Below are 15,639 nucleotides of genomic sequence, written 5' to 3'. Positions count from 1 at the left end.
GCGCGGAACCGTGCGGCCAGCATCCGGCCCTCTTCGGTTGGCGCGATGCCCTTGGCCCGCGTGCGCACCAGAAGCGCCGCACCGACCTCTGCCTCGACCTGATCGACAGAGGCTGCAACAGCAGAGGCCGCGATATTGAGCGCGCGCGCCGCGCCCGCGATGGAGCCCTGTTCCACCGTGGCGGCAAAGGCCGCCATGGCGCGCAGGGACAGACGTGGGGGGTCGGTCATCGAAAAAGCCTGTGATTCAGATTTATCAGACCTGATAATACTGATTTTCCGGCTTTTTAATACATGGCAGGATGTTCTCCGCGCAACAGGAGTTCCCCATGCAGGACCGCCCCGAGACAATCCCCGGCTGGCATCACGTGCCCGATGTGCCGATACAGGTTTCGCCCTTCTTCAGCTGGCCACCCGACCCTGCCCGCATGGCGCGCTGGATCGCCGCGCGTTGGATCGGCATCGCGGAAAACCTGCTGGTTCTGGTGCTTGCAACGGTCAGCTGGCTTTGGTTCCAGCCGCCGCTTGAAGTGACCGCCACGCTGGCACCGGGCTGGATTTTCGGCCTCTGGGCCCGGAACCTGGTTCTGATGACCCTCGTCGCCGGGTCGTTGCACTGGTTCTTCTACATGCGAAAGGGCCAAGGAGACCGGCTGAAATACGACCCCCGCGAGCTGATGGTGCGCGGCAAGCAATTCACCTTCGGCGGGCAGGTGCGTGACAACATGTTCTGGAGTCTCGGCAGTGGCGTCTGCTTCTGGACCGGCTACGAGGTCTTGATATTCTGGGCCATGGGCAATGGCTATGCGCCGATCCTGTCGCCGGGCGAACATCCGGTCATCTTCGTGCTCTGGTTCCTGCTGACGCCGGTGTGGATTTCCTTGCATTTCTACTGGGTCCACCGGGCGCTGCACTGGGGGCCGCTCTACCGCATCGCCCATGCCCTGCATCACCGCAATATCAACGTGGGGCCATGGTCGGGCCTGTCGATGCACCCGGTCGAGCACGTGATCTTCTTCAGCTCGATCCTCATTCACCTTGTCGTGCCGGCCCACCCGCTGCACATCCTTTTCCACATGCAGCACCAGTCGCTGACCGCGGCGACGTCACATACCGGGTTCGAAAACCTGCTGGTGAAGGACAGGAAGCGCCTCGCGCTTGGCACCTTCCATCACCAGATGCATCACCGCTATTTCGAGGTGAATTACGGCAACCTGGAAATGCCCTGGGACAAGTGGTTCGGCACCTTTCACGATGGCACCAGGGCGGCGCATGAGCGGCTGAAATCCCGACGCAGGCCGCGCGCTTAACCCCTTTCCAACCGCTGGCGTTTCTCTAATGTGACGGCCATGCTGCGCTATATCCTTGGCCGCCTTGTCTCGCTGAGCCTCAGCCTGATCGTCGCGAGCCTCGTCATCTTCACGGTGATCGAGGTCATTCCCGGCGACCCGGCGGCGTTCATGCTTGGGCTCAACGCGGATGAAGCGACGGTGCAAGCCCTGCGGGCCGAACTTGGCATAGATGGCAGCAAGGCCGCGCGCTATCTCGCTTGGATCGGGGGCATGGTGCAGGGCGATTTCGGCACCTCCTACACCTACCGCGTGCCGGTAGCGGAGCTCGTGTCGGATCGGCTTTGGGTATCTCTGCCGCTGGCTGTCCTGTCGCTGATCCTGTCCACGGCCATTGCCTTTCCCGTGGGCTTGCTTGCGGCGGCAAACCGGGGCCGGGCGGCCGATTACGGCATCATGGGCGGCACGCAGCTTGGCATCGCTATCCCGAATTTCTGGTTCGGGATGTTGCTGGTTCTGGTTTTCGCGGTGAACCTGCGCTGGTTCAGCGCGGGCGGCTTCCCGGGATGGGAAACGCCGGCATTGGCGCTGAAGTCGCTGGTTCTGCCTTCGGTCGCGCTGGCTCTGCCGCAGGCGGCGATCCTGGCCCGCGTCATGCGGTCGGCACTGATCGAGACCATGGCGCAGGATTACATGCGCACCGCGCGCGCCAAGGGGCTTTCTCGCCGTCAGGCGCTGCTGCGCCACGCGCTTCGCAATGCGCTGATCCCGGTTCTGACTATCATCGGGCTGCAGTTCTCCTTCCTGCTGGCGGGCGCGATCATCATCGAGAACGTCTTCTTCCTGCCGGGCCTCGGGCGGCTCATTTTCCAAGGCATCACGCAGCGCGACCTTGTGGTGGTGGAGTCGGTCACCATGCTGCTGGTCTTCGCGGTAATCGTGGTCACCTTCGTGGTCGATATCGCCTACGCGGTGGCCGATCCGCGCCTGAGGCGCCGCACATGAGCCGCCTGCCCATCCCCCTGATCTTCGGTGCGATCCTGTCCTCGGTCTTCCTTGCCATGGCGCTGCTGTCCTTCGTCTGGACACCGCATGACGTGGAACAGCTGGTGATCGCGCAGCGGCTGCAACCCTCCAGCGGAGAGTTCCTGCTCGGCACCGACCAGTTCGGGCGCGACCTGCTGTCGATGCTCATGGTGGGCGCGCGGGTATCGCTGGCGGTGGCCCTTGTCGCCGTGGGCATCGGTGTGGCCATCGGCGTGCCGCTCGGCCTTGCGGCCGCTGCCACGCGGGGCAGTCTGCTTGATGAACTCATCATGCGCGGCAATGACCTCATCTTCGCCTTCCCCAGCCTTGTGATCGCAATCCTGATCACCGCCGTTTTCGGCCCCTCGGCGTTCAACGCGATCCTCGCGATCGGTATCTTCAACATCCCCGTCTTCGCGCGCGTGGCGCGCGGCGGGGCGCTGAGCCTTTGGACGCTCGACTACATCCTCGCCGCCCGCGTGGCAGGCAAGGGCAAGGCGCGGATCAGTGCCGAACACATCCTGCCCAATATCGCGAACCTCCTGATCGTGCAGGCGACGATCCAGTTTTCGCTCGGCATCCTGGCCGAAGCGGCGCTGTCCTATGTCGGCCTCTCCGTGCAGCCGCCCACCCCAAGCTGGGGCCGGATGCTGGCCGATGCGCAGACCATGATCTACACTCACCCGATGCTTGCGGTGCTGCCGGGGCTGGCCATCGTGCTGATGGTCCTTGGGCTGAACCTGATGGGCGACGGGCTGCGCGACATGCTGGACCCAAGGCTCAGGAGGGTGCGGCAATGATCGAGGTGGACCGCCTGTCGCTCGATATCCATGGCACGCCGATCCTGCGGGATGTGAATTTTGCCATGCAGCCGGGCAAGACCTTCGGACTGGTCGGCGAAAGCGGATCGGGCAAGTCGATGACGGCACTTGCGCTGATGCAGCTGCTGCCCGACGGGTCGCGCACGCGTGGCACTGCCTGTCTTGACGGGATCGACCTGCTCAATCGGCCAGAGGCCGAGATGTGCGCCCTGCGCGGCAACGAGCTTGGCATGATCTTCCAGGAACCAATGACGGCCCTCAACCCGGTGCGCACCATCGGCGACCAGGTCGCCGAAACCCTGCGCATCCACGGGGCGGCCAGCCGTTCCGATGCTCTTGACGTGGCACGCCAGAAACTGGACCGCGTGGGCCTGCCGCAGATTGCGCTGGACCGCTACCCGCATGAGCTGTCGGGTGGCCAGCGCCAGCGGGTTTGCATCGCCACCGCCATTGCGCTCCGCCCCCGGCTGCTGATCGCCGATGAACCCACCACCGCGCTCGATGTGACCACGCAGGCACAGATCCTCGATCTGCTGCGCGGGCTGGTGGAGGAAGAGGACATGGCGCTGCTGCTCATCACCCATGATCTTGCAGTGGTCGCTGACATGGCCGACCAGGTGGCGGTGATGAACAAGGGCGAGATCGTCGAACAGGGCACGACCCGCGACGTGCTGAGCCAGCAGCGCCACCCCTACACCCGCGCGCTTTTCGCGGCATCGGACCACCGCCCCGAACGGGGATCGCGACCCGCAGGGTCGCCACTGCTCACCGGCACCGACATCGACCGCCACTACCCCGGCCCGCGTATCGGCCTTTTGCGTCGCGGCGCCCCGGTCAAGGCGGTGAACCGTGTCAGCCTGTCCCTGGCCGAGGGTGAAAGCCTCGGACTGGTGGGCGAATCCGGCTGCGGGAAGTCGACCCTGACCCGCGCCATCCTCGGGCTCGACCCGATCCAGGGCGGCGAGATCCGCGCGCTTGGCAATGCTGTCGGCCCCCTGATGCCGCGGGCGATGCGAGCGGGTATCCAGGTGGTGTTCCAGGACCCCTACGGCAGCTTCAACCCGCGCTGGACGGTCGAACATCTCGTGGCCGAGCCCTATCACCTGCTGTCCGACAAGCCGCAGCGGGCCGAGCGCCGCACACAGGTGGCCCGCGCGCTGGAAGCCGTGGGGTTGCAAGCCTCCGACATGGACAAGTACCCGCACGAGTTTTCCGGCGGCCAGCGCCAGCGCATCGCAATTGCCCGGGCGCTGATCACGCACCCGAAGATCCTTGTTCTGGATGAGGCGGTTTCCGCGCTCGATGTCCGGGTGCGGGCCCAGATCCTCAACCTTCTGGCCGACCTTCAGGGCAGGATGGGGCTGAGCTATCTCTTCATTTCCCACGACCTCACCGTCGTGCGTGCGATCACCGACCGGGTGATGGTGATGCAGGCTGGCCAGATCGTGGAGGAAGGCCCGACCGACACCGTCTTTGACGCGCCCGAACATCCCTATACGCAGGCCCTTCTGGCCGCCGCGCCGCGCCTGCCCGATTACGCAAGAAAGGAATGACCCCATGCAGCTCTGGTTCGATCCGGCAGAGGTATTCATCGGCGGGCGCTGGTTCCTGCCCGCCAGCGGCGAGACGCTGCCGCTGGAAGACCCGTCGACCGGCAAGGAAATCGGCCGTATCGCGCGCGGCAGTGCCGAAGACATCGACAATGCCGTGACCGCCGCGCAAGAGGCGCAGGCCGGCGAGTGGGGTGCGCTGGCCGCGGCTGAGCGGGGCCGCATCCTGATGCGGCTGTCCTGGCTCATTTCCCAGAAAGTCGAGGAACTGGCCGAGATCGAGGCCACCGACGTGGGCAAACCGCTGGCGCAGGCGCGCAACGATGCCATTGCACTGGCCCGCTACATGGAATTCTACGGCGGCGCGGCCGACAAGCTGATGGGCGAAACGATCCCGTTCCAGAACGGCTTTACCGTCTACACCTTGCGCGAACCGCACGGGGTGACGGGCCACATCGTGCCCTGGAACTACCCGATGCAGATCATCGGACGCTCTGTCGGTGCGGCGCTGGCCATGGGCAATGCCTGCGTTCTGAAACCCGCCGAGGAAGCCTGCCTGTCCGCCCTGGCCTTCGCCGACCTGGCCCGGCAGGCAGGCCTGCCCGATGGCGCGCTCAATGTGGTGCCGGGGCTGGGGGAAGATGCGGGCGCGGCGCTGACCGCGCACAGGGGCGTTCAGCACCTCTCGTTCACCGGGTCCGTTGGCGTGGGCAAGCTGGTGCAGACCGCTGCCGCCCAGAACATCGTTCCCGTCACGCTGGAGCTTGGCGGCAAGTCCCCGCAGGTCGTGTTCGAGGATGCAGACCTTGAGAAAGCCCTGCCCTTCCTTGTGAATGCGGGCATCCAGAATGCGGGCCAGACCTGCTCGGCCTCGTCGCGGATCCTGGTGCATGAGAGCCTCTATGATGAGCTCTGCACCCATATGGCGGCGGCCTATGACGGGCTGAAAGTGGGGCCGGCGATGGCCGATCTGAACGTGGGGCCGCTGATTTCGGCACGTCAGAAGGAGATCGTGGAAAGCTTCCTGGCTATGACCGACGAGAACCACATTCTCAGCCGGGGCCGCATCGTCGAGGACGCGCCGGATGGCGGGCATTACGTGGCGCCGACGCTGGTCTCTGGTGTGGGTCCCGACCACAGCCTGTCCCAGGACGAAATCTTTGGCCCAGTGCAGGTGATCATCCCGTTTCGGGACGAGGATCACGCGGTCGAGATCGCCAATGGCACGGCCTACGGCCTGGTGGCCTCTGTCTGGTCAAAGGATGGCGGACGCTGCATGCGGATGGCCAAGAAGCTGCGCGCGGGCCAGGTCTTCATCAACAACTACGGCGCGGCAGGCGGGGTCGAGCTGCCTTTCGGCGGCGTGGGCCATTCGGGACACGGGCGGGAAAAGGGGTTCGAGGCGCTCTATGGCTTCTCTGTGCTCAAAACGGTCGCGGCCCATCACGGCTAGGCGAAAACGGGCTTTGGAAAGCCCGTTATGCGCGATGCCTCGCATCGCGCCCGGATCGGCCGTGAAACGGCCGATCCCTGCGGCTAATCGAAAAGCCGCCCGCCGCCCTTGATCAACGCGCGCGTGGAGGCTAACCCCACGCCAACCCATCCAAGAGGACGCTGCCCATGCCCTTCGACCGTTCCATCAAGATCGCCCCGTCCATCCTTTCCGCCGATTTCGCCAATTTCGGCCAGGAGATCCGCGCGATCGAGGACCAGGGCGCCGACTGGGTCCATGTCGACGTGATGGACGGCCATTTCGTGCCCAACCTGACCTTCGGCCCGCCCGCGGTGAAGGCCTTCCGCCCGCATGTGAAGACTTTCATGGATGTGCACCTGATGATTGCGCCCGTCGACCCCTATATCGAGGCCTATGCCGAGGCGGGCGCGGACATGATCACAGCCCATGTGGAAGCGGGGCCTCATATCCATCGCACCCTTCAGGCGATCAAGGCCACCGGCAAGATGGCAGGCGTCAGCCTGAACCCCGGCACGCCGCTGGACAGCATCGAGCACGTGCTCGATCTCGTCGACATGGTCCTGATCATGACGGTGAACCCCGGCTTCGGCGGGCAGAAGTTCATCCATTCGGGTGTGGAGAAGACGCGCCGCTGCCGCGAGATGATCGGCGATCGCCCGATCCACATCCAGATCGACGGCGGCGTGACGACCGAAACCGCACCACTGGTGGCCGCCGCGGGCGCGGATGTGCTGGTGGCAGGCTCTGCCGTGTTCAAGGGCGGGTCGGTGGATCAGCCGCAAGTCTACGGCGAGAACATCCGCGCCATCCGCGCGGCGGCCCAAGCCGCGCTTTAGGCGGGGTCACACCTCGGCGCCCAGTCTGTCCTGTGCCGCCAGAACCATTGGCAGGAAGCGGTCGAACGCGGCCTGCCAACTGGCCTTCATCGCCGGAGTGAAGCGGCCCCCAAGGCAGTCCTCGAAGGCCGCGATCACGGCCCTTGCCATGTTCCGCAGCTGTGCTTCGGTGATGTGAAAGCGCGCATGTGACCGCGCCAGCCCTTCGGCCACGCGGGCGAGTTCGGCGTCCGTGGTCATCGCCCGCACCGTGAAAGACAAGGCCCGCATGATCTTGGCCCGCTGCGCAGCCAGATCATCGCTGAACAGGTGGCGGGTGGCGGGCTCCAGCTCGAAGAACCTTTCATAGACCCGCATCGACAACTGCGCCTTGACCGGCAGCGCAAGGGCAAAGCTTTCGCTGATCAGAACGGCTTGATCGGGCGTCAGTGGGGCGGAGGACGAAGCGGCTTTGGGCATGGTCCGCCCAGAGTGGCAGAGCCGCCTTTCCCAAAGCTTAACGTGGCTCAGTTCATGGCCAGCCCCATGACCGAGCCATCGGCCGCGTCACGATACCAGCGGCGGATCAGGGCGCGTTCCTCGTCAGACATGTAGGAGACATTGGCCGGCGGCATCGCCGTGGTCACACCTGCCTGCAGGTAGATCTCGCGTGCGGCCCGGGCGATGTCGGCGGGCGTTTCCAGCAGGATCCCACGCGGGGCCTGGCGAATACCCGGCCAGGAGGGTTCGCGTGCGTGGCACATGGCGCAGCGGCCCGGAATGGTCCAGCTGACATCCTCGAACCCGTCGGCGGCCATCAGAAGCTCTTCGCGATGGCTGAGCGCGCGGGCCTCGGACTCTTCGTAGCTGTCATACTCGGCCCCCGCCGTCGACAACCACGCAATCAGGATGAACAGAACCGCCGTAACCGCCCAGGTCCACCAAGGCATCCCCTTGCGCGCATGCATCGAGTTGAAGAAATGCCGGATCGTCACGCCCATCAGGAAGACCAGCGCCGCGATGATCCAGTTGTACTGGGTCGCAAAGGCCAGCGGATAATGGTTCGACAGCATCAGGAAGACCACGGGCAAGGTCAGGTAGTTGTTATGGGTCGACCGCAGCTTGGCGATCTTGCCGTATTTCGGATCGGGCTTGCGCCCTGCCTTCAGGTCGGCCACCACGATCCGCTGGTTGGGCATGATGATGAAGAAGACATTGGCCGTCATGATCGTGGCGGTGAAGGCCCCCAGGTGCAGCATCATCGCCCGCCCGGTAAAGATCTGGTTGTAGCCCCAGCCCATGACCACCAAGAGCGCGAACAGAAGCAGCATCAGAACCGTTGGTCGTTCACCAAGCGGCGATTTGCACAGGAAGTCGTAGACCAGCCAGCCCACGGTCAGCGACACGGCCGAGATTGCAATGCCCTGCCAGGTGGCGAGATCGGCCTTCGCGGGGTCAATGAGGTAAAGCTCTGCCCCCATCCAGTAGACGAGGATCAGCATCGCCGCGCCCGAAAGCCAGGTCGAATAGCTCTCCCATTTGAACCATGTCAGGTGCTCGGGCATTGCCTCGGGCGCCACCAGGTATTTCTGAATGTGGTAGAACCCGCCGCCATGGACCTGCCATTCCTCGCCATCCGCGGGGCCGGGAATGTTGCGGTTGAGGCCAAGGTCTAGCGCGATGAAATAGAAGCTCGACCCAATCCAGGAGATGGCGGTGATGACATGCACCCACCGGACCGCGAATTCCACCCAGTCCCATATCGTCAGGATATCCTGCATCGCCCCATCCTCTGCTCTGCGTCGGTTACCGTATCGAACTTATCTCTATCGCAGCGCCCGTTTCACGGGTAATGCAATAAATATCCGAGCTGTTTCAAAAATTGGCTAAGAATAGACATGGCCTATCTCGACAATATCAAGACCTTCGTCCGGGTTTTCGAGCTTGGCTCTATGTCGGCCGCCGCGCGCGATCAGCGCATTTCGGCCGCCGTTGCCTCGTCGCGCATCTCCCAACTGGAGGAGCACCTGAACGTGCGCCTCTTCCTGCGCACCACGCGGCAACTCAACCCGACGGAGCAAGGGCTGATCTTCTACCGTGGAGCCTGCAAGATCCTCGAAGCGGTCGAAGAGGCCGAGGCCGAGATCAACAAGGTCACACTCACCCCGCGCGGCACGCTCTACGTGGCGGCCCCCCTTGGGATCGGACGGCGGCTGGTGGCGCCCGCCGTGCCGGCCTTCAAGGAACAATACCCGCTTATCGACATTCGCCTTCGCCTGTCGGACCGGCGGCTCGACATGGCCAAGGAGGGGCTCGACGTGGCGTTCTTCCTCGGCGTGCCCGAGGACAGCACCCTTCGCATCCGCAAGATTGCCGATTGCCCGCGCATCCTTTGTGCCGCGCCGGAATATGTGGCACGCAAGGGGATGCCACTCAGCGGCGCGGACCTGACCGGCGGCAAGCATGACTGCCTCAACCTGCGCTATCCCGGTGCGCCCGAATTCCAGTGGCCCTTGCAAACCGCGGATGGGGTCCGCCGCTTCGCCGTGAAGGGCCCGTTCGAATCCGATGATGGCGACGTGCTGACGGGGTGGGCCCTGTCGGGACAGGGGATCATCCTCAAGCCCGTCTTCGAGGTGGCCGAACACCTTGCCTCGGGCTCCCTGGTCCCGGTTCTCGAAAACGAACCGCCGGTGCCGATCCAACTGGCCTGCCTCTACATGCATCGGCGCAGACAGGACCCAAAGGCGCGACTGCTCATCGACTTCATGTCCGAGCACATCCGCAAGGAACTGCCCTGATCCCGGGCTTGTCTTCATTGTTCCGAAAATATCCCGGGGGGTCCGGGGGGCAGCGCCCCCCGGCGGGTCGACGCGCGATAGCGCGGCGAACCTCCTGCCCCGTGTTCAACTGCCCCGGTAGGTGGAATAGCCATAGGGCGACAGCAGGAGTGGCACATGGTAATGCGCCTCTCCGTCCGACATGCCGAAGCGGATCGGCACTTCGTCCAGAAACAGCGGCGCCTCCCCATCCTGCCCCGTCGCGCGCAGGTAATCGCCCGCGTGGAACACTAGCTCATAGGTGCCGGTCGCGAAACGGCCCTGCGGCAGGATCGGACTGTCGGTGCGACCGTCATCATTGGTCACCATCTCGGCCAGGCGCGACCGGTTTTCTCCGTCGACGGAGAAAAGCTCGATCCGAAGACCCGCGGCCGGGCAGCCCCGCGCGGTGTCCAGCACATGTGTCGTGAGATATCCGGCCATTGCCTGTCCTCCTGATCTTTCTGCATGCTTATGCCGCCTTGCAGGGGCGTCTGCATTGCCTTCCAATCTACAGCAGTTTCAAAAAACTCCGATAAGTCAAACCCGCGCCTCTCGCCTAGAGTGGCGCAAATCCGCGAAGGACGCAGAACAGGTGACACGCTACATCCGAGACATGCGGGGCTTCGGGCCTGACGCGCCTGATCCGAAATGGCCGGGCGGCGCAAAGATTGCCGTGCAGATCGTGCTGAACTACGAAGAAGGTGGAGAGAACTGCGTGCTGCATGGCGATGCGGCCTCCGAGGCGTTTCTGTCCGAGATCGTGGGGGCGGCCCAGTGGCCGGGCCAGCGGCACTGGAACATGGAATCGATCTATGAATACGGCGCGCGCGCCGGGTTCTGGCGGTTGCACCGGCTGTTTACCTCGATGAACATTCCTCTCACCGTCTACGGCGTCGCCACAGCTTTGGCGCGCAGCCCGGAACAGGTGCGCGCCATGCAGGTGGCGGGGTGGGAGATCGCCAGCCACGGGCTGAAGTGGATCGAACACAAGGACATGCCCGAGGAGGAAGAGCGCGCCCAGATCGCCGAGGCGATCCGTCTGCATACCGAGGTGACCGGCGAGCGCCCACGCGGCTGGTATACCGGGCGCTGCTCGGTCAACACCATTGCCTTGGCGGCCGAGGCGGGGATGGACTACATCTCGGACACCTATGCCGATGACCTGCCTTACTGGGTTCGCGTCGCGGACAGGGATCAGCTGATCATCCCCTATACGCTCGACTGCAACGACATGCGCTTTGCAACGCCGCAGGGGTTCAATTCGGGTGACCAGTTCTTCGCCTACCTGAAAGACAGTTTCGACGCGCTTTATGCCGAAGGCGAGGCGGGACAGGCCAAGATGCTCTCGATCGGGCTGCATTGCCGCCTGATTGGCCGCCCGGGCCGGGTGATGGCGCTGAAACGCTTCCTTGACTATGCCGCCGGACACGAGGGCGTCTGGTTCGCCCGCCGCATCGACATCGCGGATCACTGGCTGCGGGAACATCCGCCTGAAGCGCGCATCCGCCCCTCGGAAATGGACAAGGATGCCTTCGTCGCGGCCTATGGCGGCATCTTCGAGCATTCCCCCTGGATCGCGGAACGGGCCTGGGGGCTGGAGCTTGGCCCCGCCCATGACTGCGCCGCCGGTGTGCACAACGCACTAGCCCGTGCCTTCCGCAGCGCCAGCCGCGAGGAACGGCTCGGCGTGCTGCGCGCCCACCCCGACCTCGCGGGCAAACTGGCCGCGGCAGGACGCCTGACCGCGGAATCGACCTCGGAACAGGCCGGCGCCGGGCTCAACATGCTCACCGACGAGGAGCGCGAAGCCTTCACCCGGCTGAACGCGGCCTATGTGGACAAGCACGGCTTCCCCTTCATCATCGCGGTCCGCGATCACGACAAGGCCAGCATCCGTGCCAATTTCGAGCGACGCATCGATAATGACAGCGCAACCGAGTTCGACGAGGCTTGCCGACAGGTCGAACGCATCGCGGAATTCCGGCTAATGGATCTGCTGCCATGACGGTCCTGACCCCGCGCCCGCTGACGCAGGCCGATTTTGAGCCCTTCGGCGACGTGATCGAGCTGCGCGCGCAACCTGACAAGATTATCAACCAGGGGATGTGCGGACGTCACCATGACCTCGCCATGCTCGATTTCGCCGATGGCCGCGCGGGGATCAGCCTCTTTGATGCCGAGGCGCGGCACCTGCCCTGCGAGGTTGCCCTGGTCGAGCGCCACCCGCTTGGGTCGCAGGCGTTCGTGCCCATGTCGGGCACCCCCTTTCTCGTCATCGTGGCCGAAGATAATGGCGGCACGCCCGCCAATATCCAGGCTTTCATCACCCATCCCCGCCAGTCCGTGAACCTCCATCGCGGTGTCTGGCACGGGGTGCTCTGCCCGCTCGGGGAGCGCGGGCTCTACGCCGTGGTCGATCGTATCGGCCCCGGCGACAACCTGGAGGAGCATTGGTTCGACACCCCGCTGACCGTCGGGCCCATGACCTGAACCTGCCAGAAAGAGCGGGACATTCAGCACCATCCAACAGAAGGGAAACGAGTGATGGTAGACACGTCGATCGGGAGCGCGGAACAACTGCGTGATCCCAACTACACCCCCCCATTGGCCAAGGCGGTGCCGCTCGGCATCCAGCATGTCCTGGCCATGTTCGTCTCTAACGTGACGCCTGCGATCATCATCTGCGGTGCGGCCGGGTTCGGCTTCGGCTCGAACTCACCCGACTTTCCGCAGATGATCTACATGATCCAGATGTCGATGTTCTTTGCTGGCGTCGCGACGCTCTTGCAGACCATCGGCTTCGGTCCGGTCGGCGCACGCCTGCCGATCGTGCAGGGCACGTCCTTTGCCTTCATCCCGATCATGATCCCGCTGGTTGCCGGCCAGGGCGTCGATGCCATTGCCGTGCTGATGGGCGGCGTCCTTGTGGGCGGCCTCTTCCATGCCTGCCTGGGGATGTTCATCGGCAAGATCCGCTTCGCCCTACCCCCCCTTGTGACCGGGCTGGTGGTGATGATGATCGGTCTCGCCCTCGTCAAGGTCGGCATCCAGTATGCAGCGGGCGGCGTCCCGGCAATCGGAACCGAAGAATACGGCTCGCTCCAGAACTGGACCGTGGCTGGCGTCGTGATCCTGGTCACGCTGGCGCTCAAGTTCTTCACCCGAGGCATGCTGTCGATCTCGGCCGTGCTGCTTGGCCTCGTCGCTGGCTATGTCGTGGCGATGGCCATGGGCATGGTCAGCTTCGGTGGCGTTGGCCGCGCGGCAAGCTTCGCCCTGCCGAACCCGCTGCATTTCGGTCTGGAATTCTCGGCCGCCGCAATCATCGGCTTCTGCCTGATGGCCTTCGTTTCCGCGGTTGAGACCGTTGGCGACGTGAGCGGTATCACAAAGGGCGGTGCCGGGCGCGAAGCGACGGATACGGAAATCGCCGGGGCGACCTATGCCGACGGCCTGGGCACGGCTGTGTCCGGTCTCTTCGGGGCCCTGCCCAACACCTCGTTCAGCCAGAACGTGGGCCTGATCGCTATGACAGGCGTCATGAGCCGCCACGTGGTGACCATCGGCGCGCTCTTCCTGATCGCGGCGGGTCTCATCCCCAAAGTGGGCGCGGTGATCTCGACGGTGCCGATCGAAGTGCTCGGCGGCGGCGTGATCGTCATGGTCGGTATGGTGGTTGCCGCCGGCATCTCGATGCTGTCGGACGTGGACTGGAACCGGCGCAACATGGTGATCTTCGCGATCTCCCTGTCGCTTGGCCTGGGCCTTCAGCTGGAACCGGGCGCGTTGCAGTACCTGCCTGGAACGATCAAGGTTCTGGCCACCTCGGGCATCCTTCCTGCGGCCCTGATCGCCATCGTGCTGAACTTGGTTCTGCCCGAGGAACTGGCGGCTGAAGCCACCGAGGAAGTATCCGGCGGAATGTCGGGTTCGGGCAAGTAAGCCAAAGATCGATCCAACATGCAAAAAGGCCGCGCCCTTCCACGGGCGCGGCCAATTTTCTTTCGAAGAAAATTGCAAGGATTTTCGAAAATCCTTGCCCCTCCCGACCGGCAGATCAGAGCTTGGGGTGGCGGTTCACGTCCTTGTAGAGCAGGTAGCGGAACGGGCCCGGTCCACCGGCATAGCAGGCCTGCGGACAAAACGCGCGCAGCCACATGAAATCACCAGCCTCCACTTCGACCCAGTCTCGGTTCAGCCGGTAGGCTCCCTTGCCCTCCAGGACATAGAGCCCATGCTCCATCACATGGGTTTCGAGAAACGGAATGACAGCGCCGGGTTGCAGGGTCACGATGGTGACATGCATGTCATGACGCAGGTCGTCATGATCCATGAAGCGCGTGGTCGCCCAGGCCCCGTCCGTATCGGGCATCACGTTTGGCGCGATCTCAGCTTCGTTCGGGATGACGAATGGCTCAGGAGCACCCAAACCCTCAACCGGCTCATAGGCCTTTCGGATCCAGTGGAAGCGCGCGGGAGCCTCCCCTGCCGTGTGCAGGCTCCAGCTCGTTCCGGCCGGGATAAAGGCAAAGCCCCCGGCCTCGATCTCGTGCAGCTCGCCTGCGATGGCGACGCGAATTCGTCCCTCCATCACGAATAGAGCGGCCTCAGCGCGCGGATCGGTTTCCGGCCGGTCGCTGCCACCGCCGGGCATGACCTCGGCAATGTATTGCGAGAAGGTCTCAGCAAACCCGGACAGGGGGCGCGCAATCACCCAGAATCGCGCCTTGTCCCAGAACGGCAATTGCGAGGTAACAATGTCGGACAGACACCCGCGCGGGATGACGGCATAGGCCTCGGTGAATACCGCCCGATCGGTCAGAAGCTGGGTCTGTGGCGGCAGGCCGCCTGTCGGGGCGTGATAGGTGCGCGCGGGCATTCGGTCGGATCTCCGGTCTAAGCTTGAGACCCCATCAAACCCGAAGCGCGCGTCCGGGGCCATATCCAACAGACCCCGGAAATGACTGAAAGTTTCCGTGGCTGAAGTTGATAATCCCCTGTTCGGGACGGTCAATCGGTCGCGGGAACTCGCATCGGCAGGCCTCCGAGACGGGCGATCTGCTCCACGATCTGGTCCACGCCCTTGCGATGTTTCAGTTCGGCAAATTGGAACGGGCGGCCCGCGCGCATCCGCGTGGCATCCCGCTCCATCACGTCAAGGCTCGCGCCCACGTAAGGCGCAAGGTCCGTCTTGTTGATGATCAGCAGGTCCGATTTCGTTATCGCGGGGCCGCCTTTGCGGGGGATCTCTTCACCCGCCGCCACATCGATGACGTAAAGCGTGATATCGGCGAGCTCAGGGCTGAAGGTAGCCGACAGGTTGTCTCCCCCGCTTTCAATCAACACGAGGTCGAGATCGGGAATGCGCGCGGTCAGATCGGCGATGGCGGCAAGGTTGATCGAGGCATCTTCGCGGATCGCGGTATGGGGGCAGCCGCCGGTTTCAACGCCCACGATACGCTCCTGCGGAAGAACCTGAAGGCGCATCAGCGCCTCGGCATCTTCCTGCGTGTAGATGTCATTGGTGATCACGCCAACCGACCAGCGGTCGCGCATGGCTTCGCACAGGGCCGCGGTCAGGGTGGTCTTGCCCGCGCCAACGGGGCCGCCGATGCCGACGCGGAGGGGGCCGTTCATGCTCATGAGCGAAAGATCCTCGAATGCAGGGTTTCATGGCGCATCGACGCGATATCGGCGAGGAAGGCAGAGCTGCCGATATCGTCGAGCGTGTCTTGCAGGGCCTCGTCTGCGATCGCGGGGCAAAGCCGCGACAGGCGCGCAAGGGCCGCCTGCCCCTCGGTCTGGCCAAGAGGCACGATGCGGATCGCGGCGGAGACAAGGTT

Annotated in this window: 17 protein-coding genes; 10 read left to right on the top strand and 7 right to left on the bottom strand. The window is 64.2% G+C overall.

Features of this window, described 5'->3' with window-relative positions:
• On the bottom strand, positions 1-230 hold a 230-nt coding region (locus tag ACEQXV_RS01140), incomplete at its 3' end, for a LysR family transcriptional regulator (RefSeq protein ID WP_370267482.1).
• A gap of 98 nt (positions 231-328) precedes the next feature.
• Here ACEQXV_RS01140 and ACEQXV_RS01135 point away from each other — a divergent pair.
• From ACEQXV_RS01135 to rpe, 6 genes are all read left to right on the top strand, one after another.
• A complete protein-coding gene (locus ACEQXV_RS01135; protein WP_370255366.1) occupies positions 329-1,309 on the top strand; it encodes a sterol desaturase family protein in 981 nt (326 codons plus the stop codon).
• Positions 1,310-1,348: 39 nt separating this feature from the next.
• Positions 1,349-2,293, top strand: a complete 945-nt coding sequence (locus ACEQXV_RS01130) for an ABC transporter permease (RefSeq protein ID WP_370255368.1) — start codon at positions 1,349-1,351, stop codon at positions 2,291-2,293.
• Entirely contained in the window at positions 2,290-3,114 is an 825-nt protein-coding gene (locus ACEQXV_RS01125) for an ABC transporter permease (protein WP_370267480.1), read from the top strand. The genes ACEQXV_RS01130 and ACEQXV_RS01125 overlap by 4 nt, the downstream gene beginning before the upstream one ends.
• Positions 3,111-4,688, top strand: coding sequence for an ABC transporter ATP-binding protein (locus tag ACEQXV_RS01120; RefSeq protein WP_370267479.1), 1,578 nt, complete (start codon positions 3,111-3,113; stop codon positions 4,686-4,688). The genes ACEQXV_RS01125 and ACEQXV_RS01120 overlap by 4 nt, the downstream gene beginning before the upstream one ends.
• A 4-nt stretch (positions 4,689-4,692) precedes the next feature.
• A complete protein-coding gene (locus tag ACEQXV_RS01115) occupies positions 4,693-6,138 on the top strand; it encodes an aldehyde dehydrogenase family protein (RefSeq protein ID WP_370255372.1) in 1,446 nt (481 codons plus the stop codon).
• Positions 6,139-6,305: 167 nt separating this feature from the next.
• Positions 6,306-6,995 carry a ribulose-phosphate 3-epimerase gene (gene rpe / locus ACEQXV_RS01110; RefSeq protein ID WP_370255373.1) on the top strand — a complete coding sequence of 230 codons (690 nt, stop codon included), beginning with the start codon at positions 6,306-6,308 and terminating at the stop codon, positions 6,993-6,995.
• Between the two features lie 6 nt (positions 6,996-7,001).
• On the opposite strand, the gene ACEQXV_RS01105 is transcribed toward rpe, so the two are convergent.
• Both ACEQXV_RS01105 and ACEQXV_RS01100 read right to left on the bottom strand, forming a co-directional pair.
• Entirely contained in the window at positions 7,002-7,454 is a 453-nt protein-coding gene (locus ACEQXV_RS01105; RefSeq protein ID WP_370255374.1) for a globin domain-containing protein, read from the bottom strand.
• 47 nt (positions 7,455-7,501) lie between these two features.
• The gene (locus tag ACEQXV_RS01100; RefSeq protein WP_370255375.1) at positions 7,502-8,755 is read right to left on the bottom strand and encodes a urate hydroxylase PuuD; all 1,254 of its coding nucleotides are present in this window, start codon (positions 8,753-8,755) and stop codon (positions 7,502-7,504) included.
• Between the two features lie 117 nt (positions 8,756-8,872).
• Here ACEQXV_RS01100 and ACEQXV_RS01095 point away from each other — a divergent pair, with 117 nt between their 5' ends.
• Positions 8,873-9,775: a LysR family transcriptional regulator gene (locus ACEQXV_RS01095; protein WP_370255376.1), complete on the top strand. Its 903-nt coding sequence runs from the start codon at positions 8,873-8,875 to the stop codon at positions 9,773-9,775.
• A 105-nt stretch (positions 9,776-9,880) separates the two neighbouring features.
• Here ACEQXV_RS01095 and uraH read toward each other — a convergent pair whose 3' ends face one another.
• On the bottom strand, positions 9,881-10,237 hold the full coding sequence (gene uraH, locus ACEQXV_RS01090) for a hydroxyisourate hydrolase (protein ID WP_370267477.1): 357 nt from the start codon (positions 10,235-10,237) through the stop codon (positions 9,881-9,883).
• A gap of 151 nt (positions 10,238-10,388) precedes the next feature.
• Here uraH and puuE point away from each other — a divergent pair, with 151 nt between their 5' ends.
• The 3 genes from puuE to ACEQXV_RS01075 are packed head-to-tail and all read left to right on the top strand — an operon-like array spanning position 10,389 to position 13,738.
• Entirely contained in the window at positions 10,389-11,801 is a 1,413-nt protein-coding gene (puuE, locus tag ACEQXV_RS01085) for an allantoinase PuuE (RefSeq protein ID WP_370267476.1), read from the top strand.
• A complete protein-coding gene (locus tag ACEQXV_RS01080) occupies positions 11,798-12,286 on the top strand; it encodes an ureidoglycolate lyase (RefSeq protein WP_370267475.1) in 489 nt (162 codons plus the stop codon). Before puuE ends, ACEQXV_RS01080 begins: the two co-directional genes overlap by 4 nt.
• 54 nt (positions 12,287-12,340) lie before the next feature.
• Positions 12,341-13,738 (top strand): uracil-xanthine permease family protein, encoded by a 1,398-nt coding sequence (locus ACEQXV_RS01075; RefSeq protein WP_370267473.1) that lies wholly within the window; start codon positions 12,341-12,343, stop codon positions 13,736-13,738.
• Between the two features lie 115 nt (positions 13,739-13,853).
• On the opposite strand, the gene ACEQXV_RS01070 is transcribed toward ACEQXV_RS01075, so the two are convergent.
• The 3 genes from ACEQXV_RS01070 to ACEQXV_RS01060 all read right to left on the bottom strand — a co-directional run.
• On the bottom strand, positions 13,854-14,675 hold the full coding sequence (locus ACEQXV_RS01070) for a bifunctional allantoicase/(S)-ureidoglycine aminohydrolase (protein ID WP_370251384.1): 822 nt from the start codon (positions 14,673-14,675) through the stop codon (positions 13,854-13,856).
• Between the two features lie 131 nt (positions 14,676-14,806).
• Complete coding sequence (ureG, locus tag ACEQXV_RS01065; RefSeq protein WP_370267472.1) at positions 14,807-15,439, bottom strand: urease accessory protein UreG; 633 nt, start codon at positions 15,437-15,439, stop codon at positions 14,807-14,809.
• The coding region (locus ACEQXV_RS01060; protein ID WP_370267471.1) for an urease accessory protein UreF at positions 15,436-15,639 on the bottom strand (204 nt) is incomplete at its 5' end. The genes ureG and ACEQXV_RS01060, both read right to left, overlap by 4 nt.

Source organism: Nioella sp. (assembly GCF_964229645.1).
GTDB lineage: Bacteria > Pseudomonadota > Alphaproteobacteria > Rhodobacterales > Rhodobacteraceae > Nioella.
This window is presented reverse-complemented; position numbering and strand designations above follow the sequence as displayed.

Coding starts and splice junctions, on each gene's coding strand:
- ACEQXV_RS01135 (WP_370255366.1), top strand. CDS start 329: ATGCAGGACCGCCCCGAGACAATCCCCGGCTGGCATCACGTGCCCGAT.
- ACEQXV_RS01130 (WP_370255368.1), top strand. CDS start 1,349: ATGCTGCGCTATATCCTTGGCCGCCTTGTCTCGCTGAGCCTCAGCCTG.
- ACEQXV_RS01125 (WP_370267480.1), top strand. CDS start 2,290: ATGAGCCGCCTGCCCATCCCCCTGATCTTCGGTGCGATCCTGTCCTCG.
- ACEQXV_RS01120 (WP_370267479.1), top strand. CDS start 3,111: ATGATCGAGGTGGACCGCCTGTCGCTCGATATCCATGGCACGCCGATC.
- ACEQXV_RS01115 (WP_370255372.1), top strand. CDS start 4,693: ATGCAGCTCTGGTTCGATCCGGCAGAGGTATTCATCGGCGGGCGCTGG.
- rpe (WP_370255373.1), top strand. CDS start 6,306: ATGCCCTTCGACCGTTCCATCAAGATCGCCCCGTCCATCCTTTCCGCC.
- ACEQXV_RS01105 (WP_370255374.1), bottom strand. CDS start 7,454: ATGCCCAAAGCCGCTTCGTCCTCCGCCCCACTGACGCCCGATCAAGCC.
- ACEQXV_RS01100 (WP_370255375.1), bottom strand. CDS start 8,755: ATGCAGGATATCCTGACGATATGGGACTGGGTGGAATTCGCGGTCCGG.
- ACEQXV_RS01095 (WP_370255376.1), top strand. CDS start 8,873: ATGGCCTATCTCGACAATATCAAGACCTTCGTCCGGGTTTTCGAGCTT.
- uraH (WP_370267477.1), bottom strand. CDS start 10,237: ATGGCCGGATATCTCACGACACATGTGCTGGACACCGCGCGGGGCTGC.
- ACEQXV_RS01080 (WP_370267475.1), top strand. CDS start 11,798: ATGACGGTCCTGACCCCGCGCCCGCTGACGCAGGCCGATTTTGAGCCC.
- ACEQXV_RS01075 (WP_370267473.1), top strand. CDS start 12,341: ATGGTAGACACGTCGATCGGGAGCGCGGAACAACTGCGTGATCCCAAC.
- ACEQXV_RS01070 (WP_370251384.1), bottom strand. CDS start 14,675: ATGCCCGCGCGCACCTATCACGCCCCGACAGGCGGCCTGCCGCCACAG.
- ureG (WP_370267472.1), bottom strand. CDS start 15,439: ATGAGCATGAACGGCCCCCTCCGCGTCGGCATCGGCGGCCCCGTTGGC.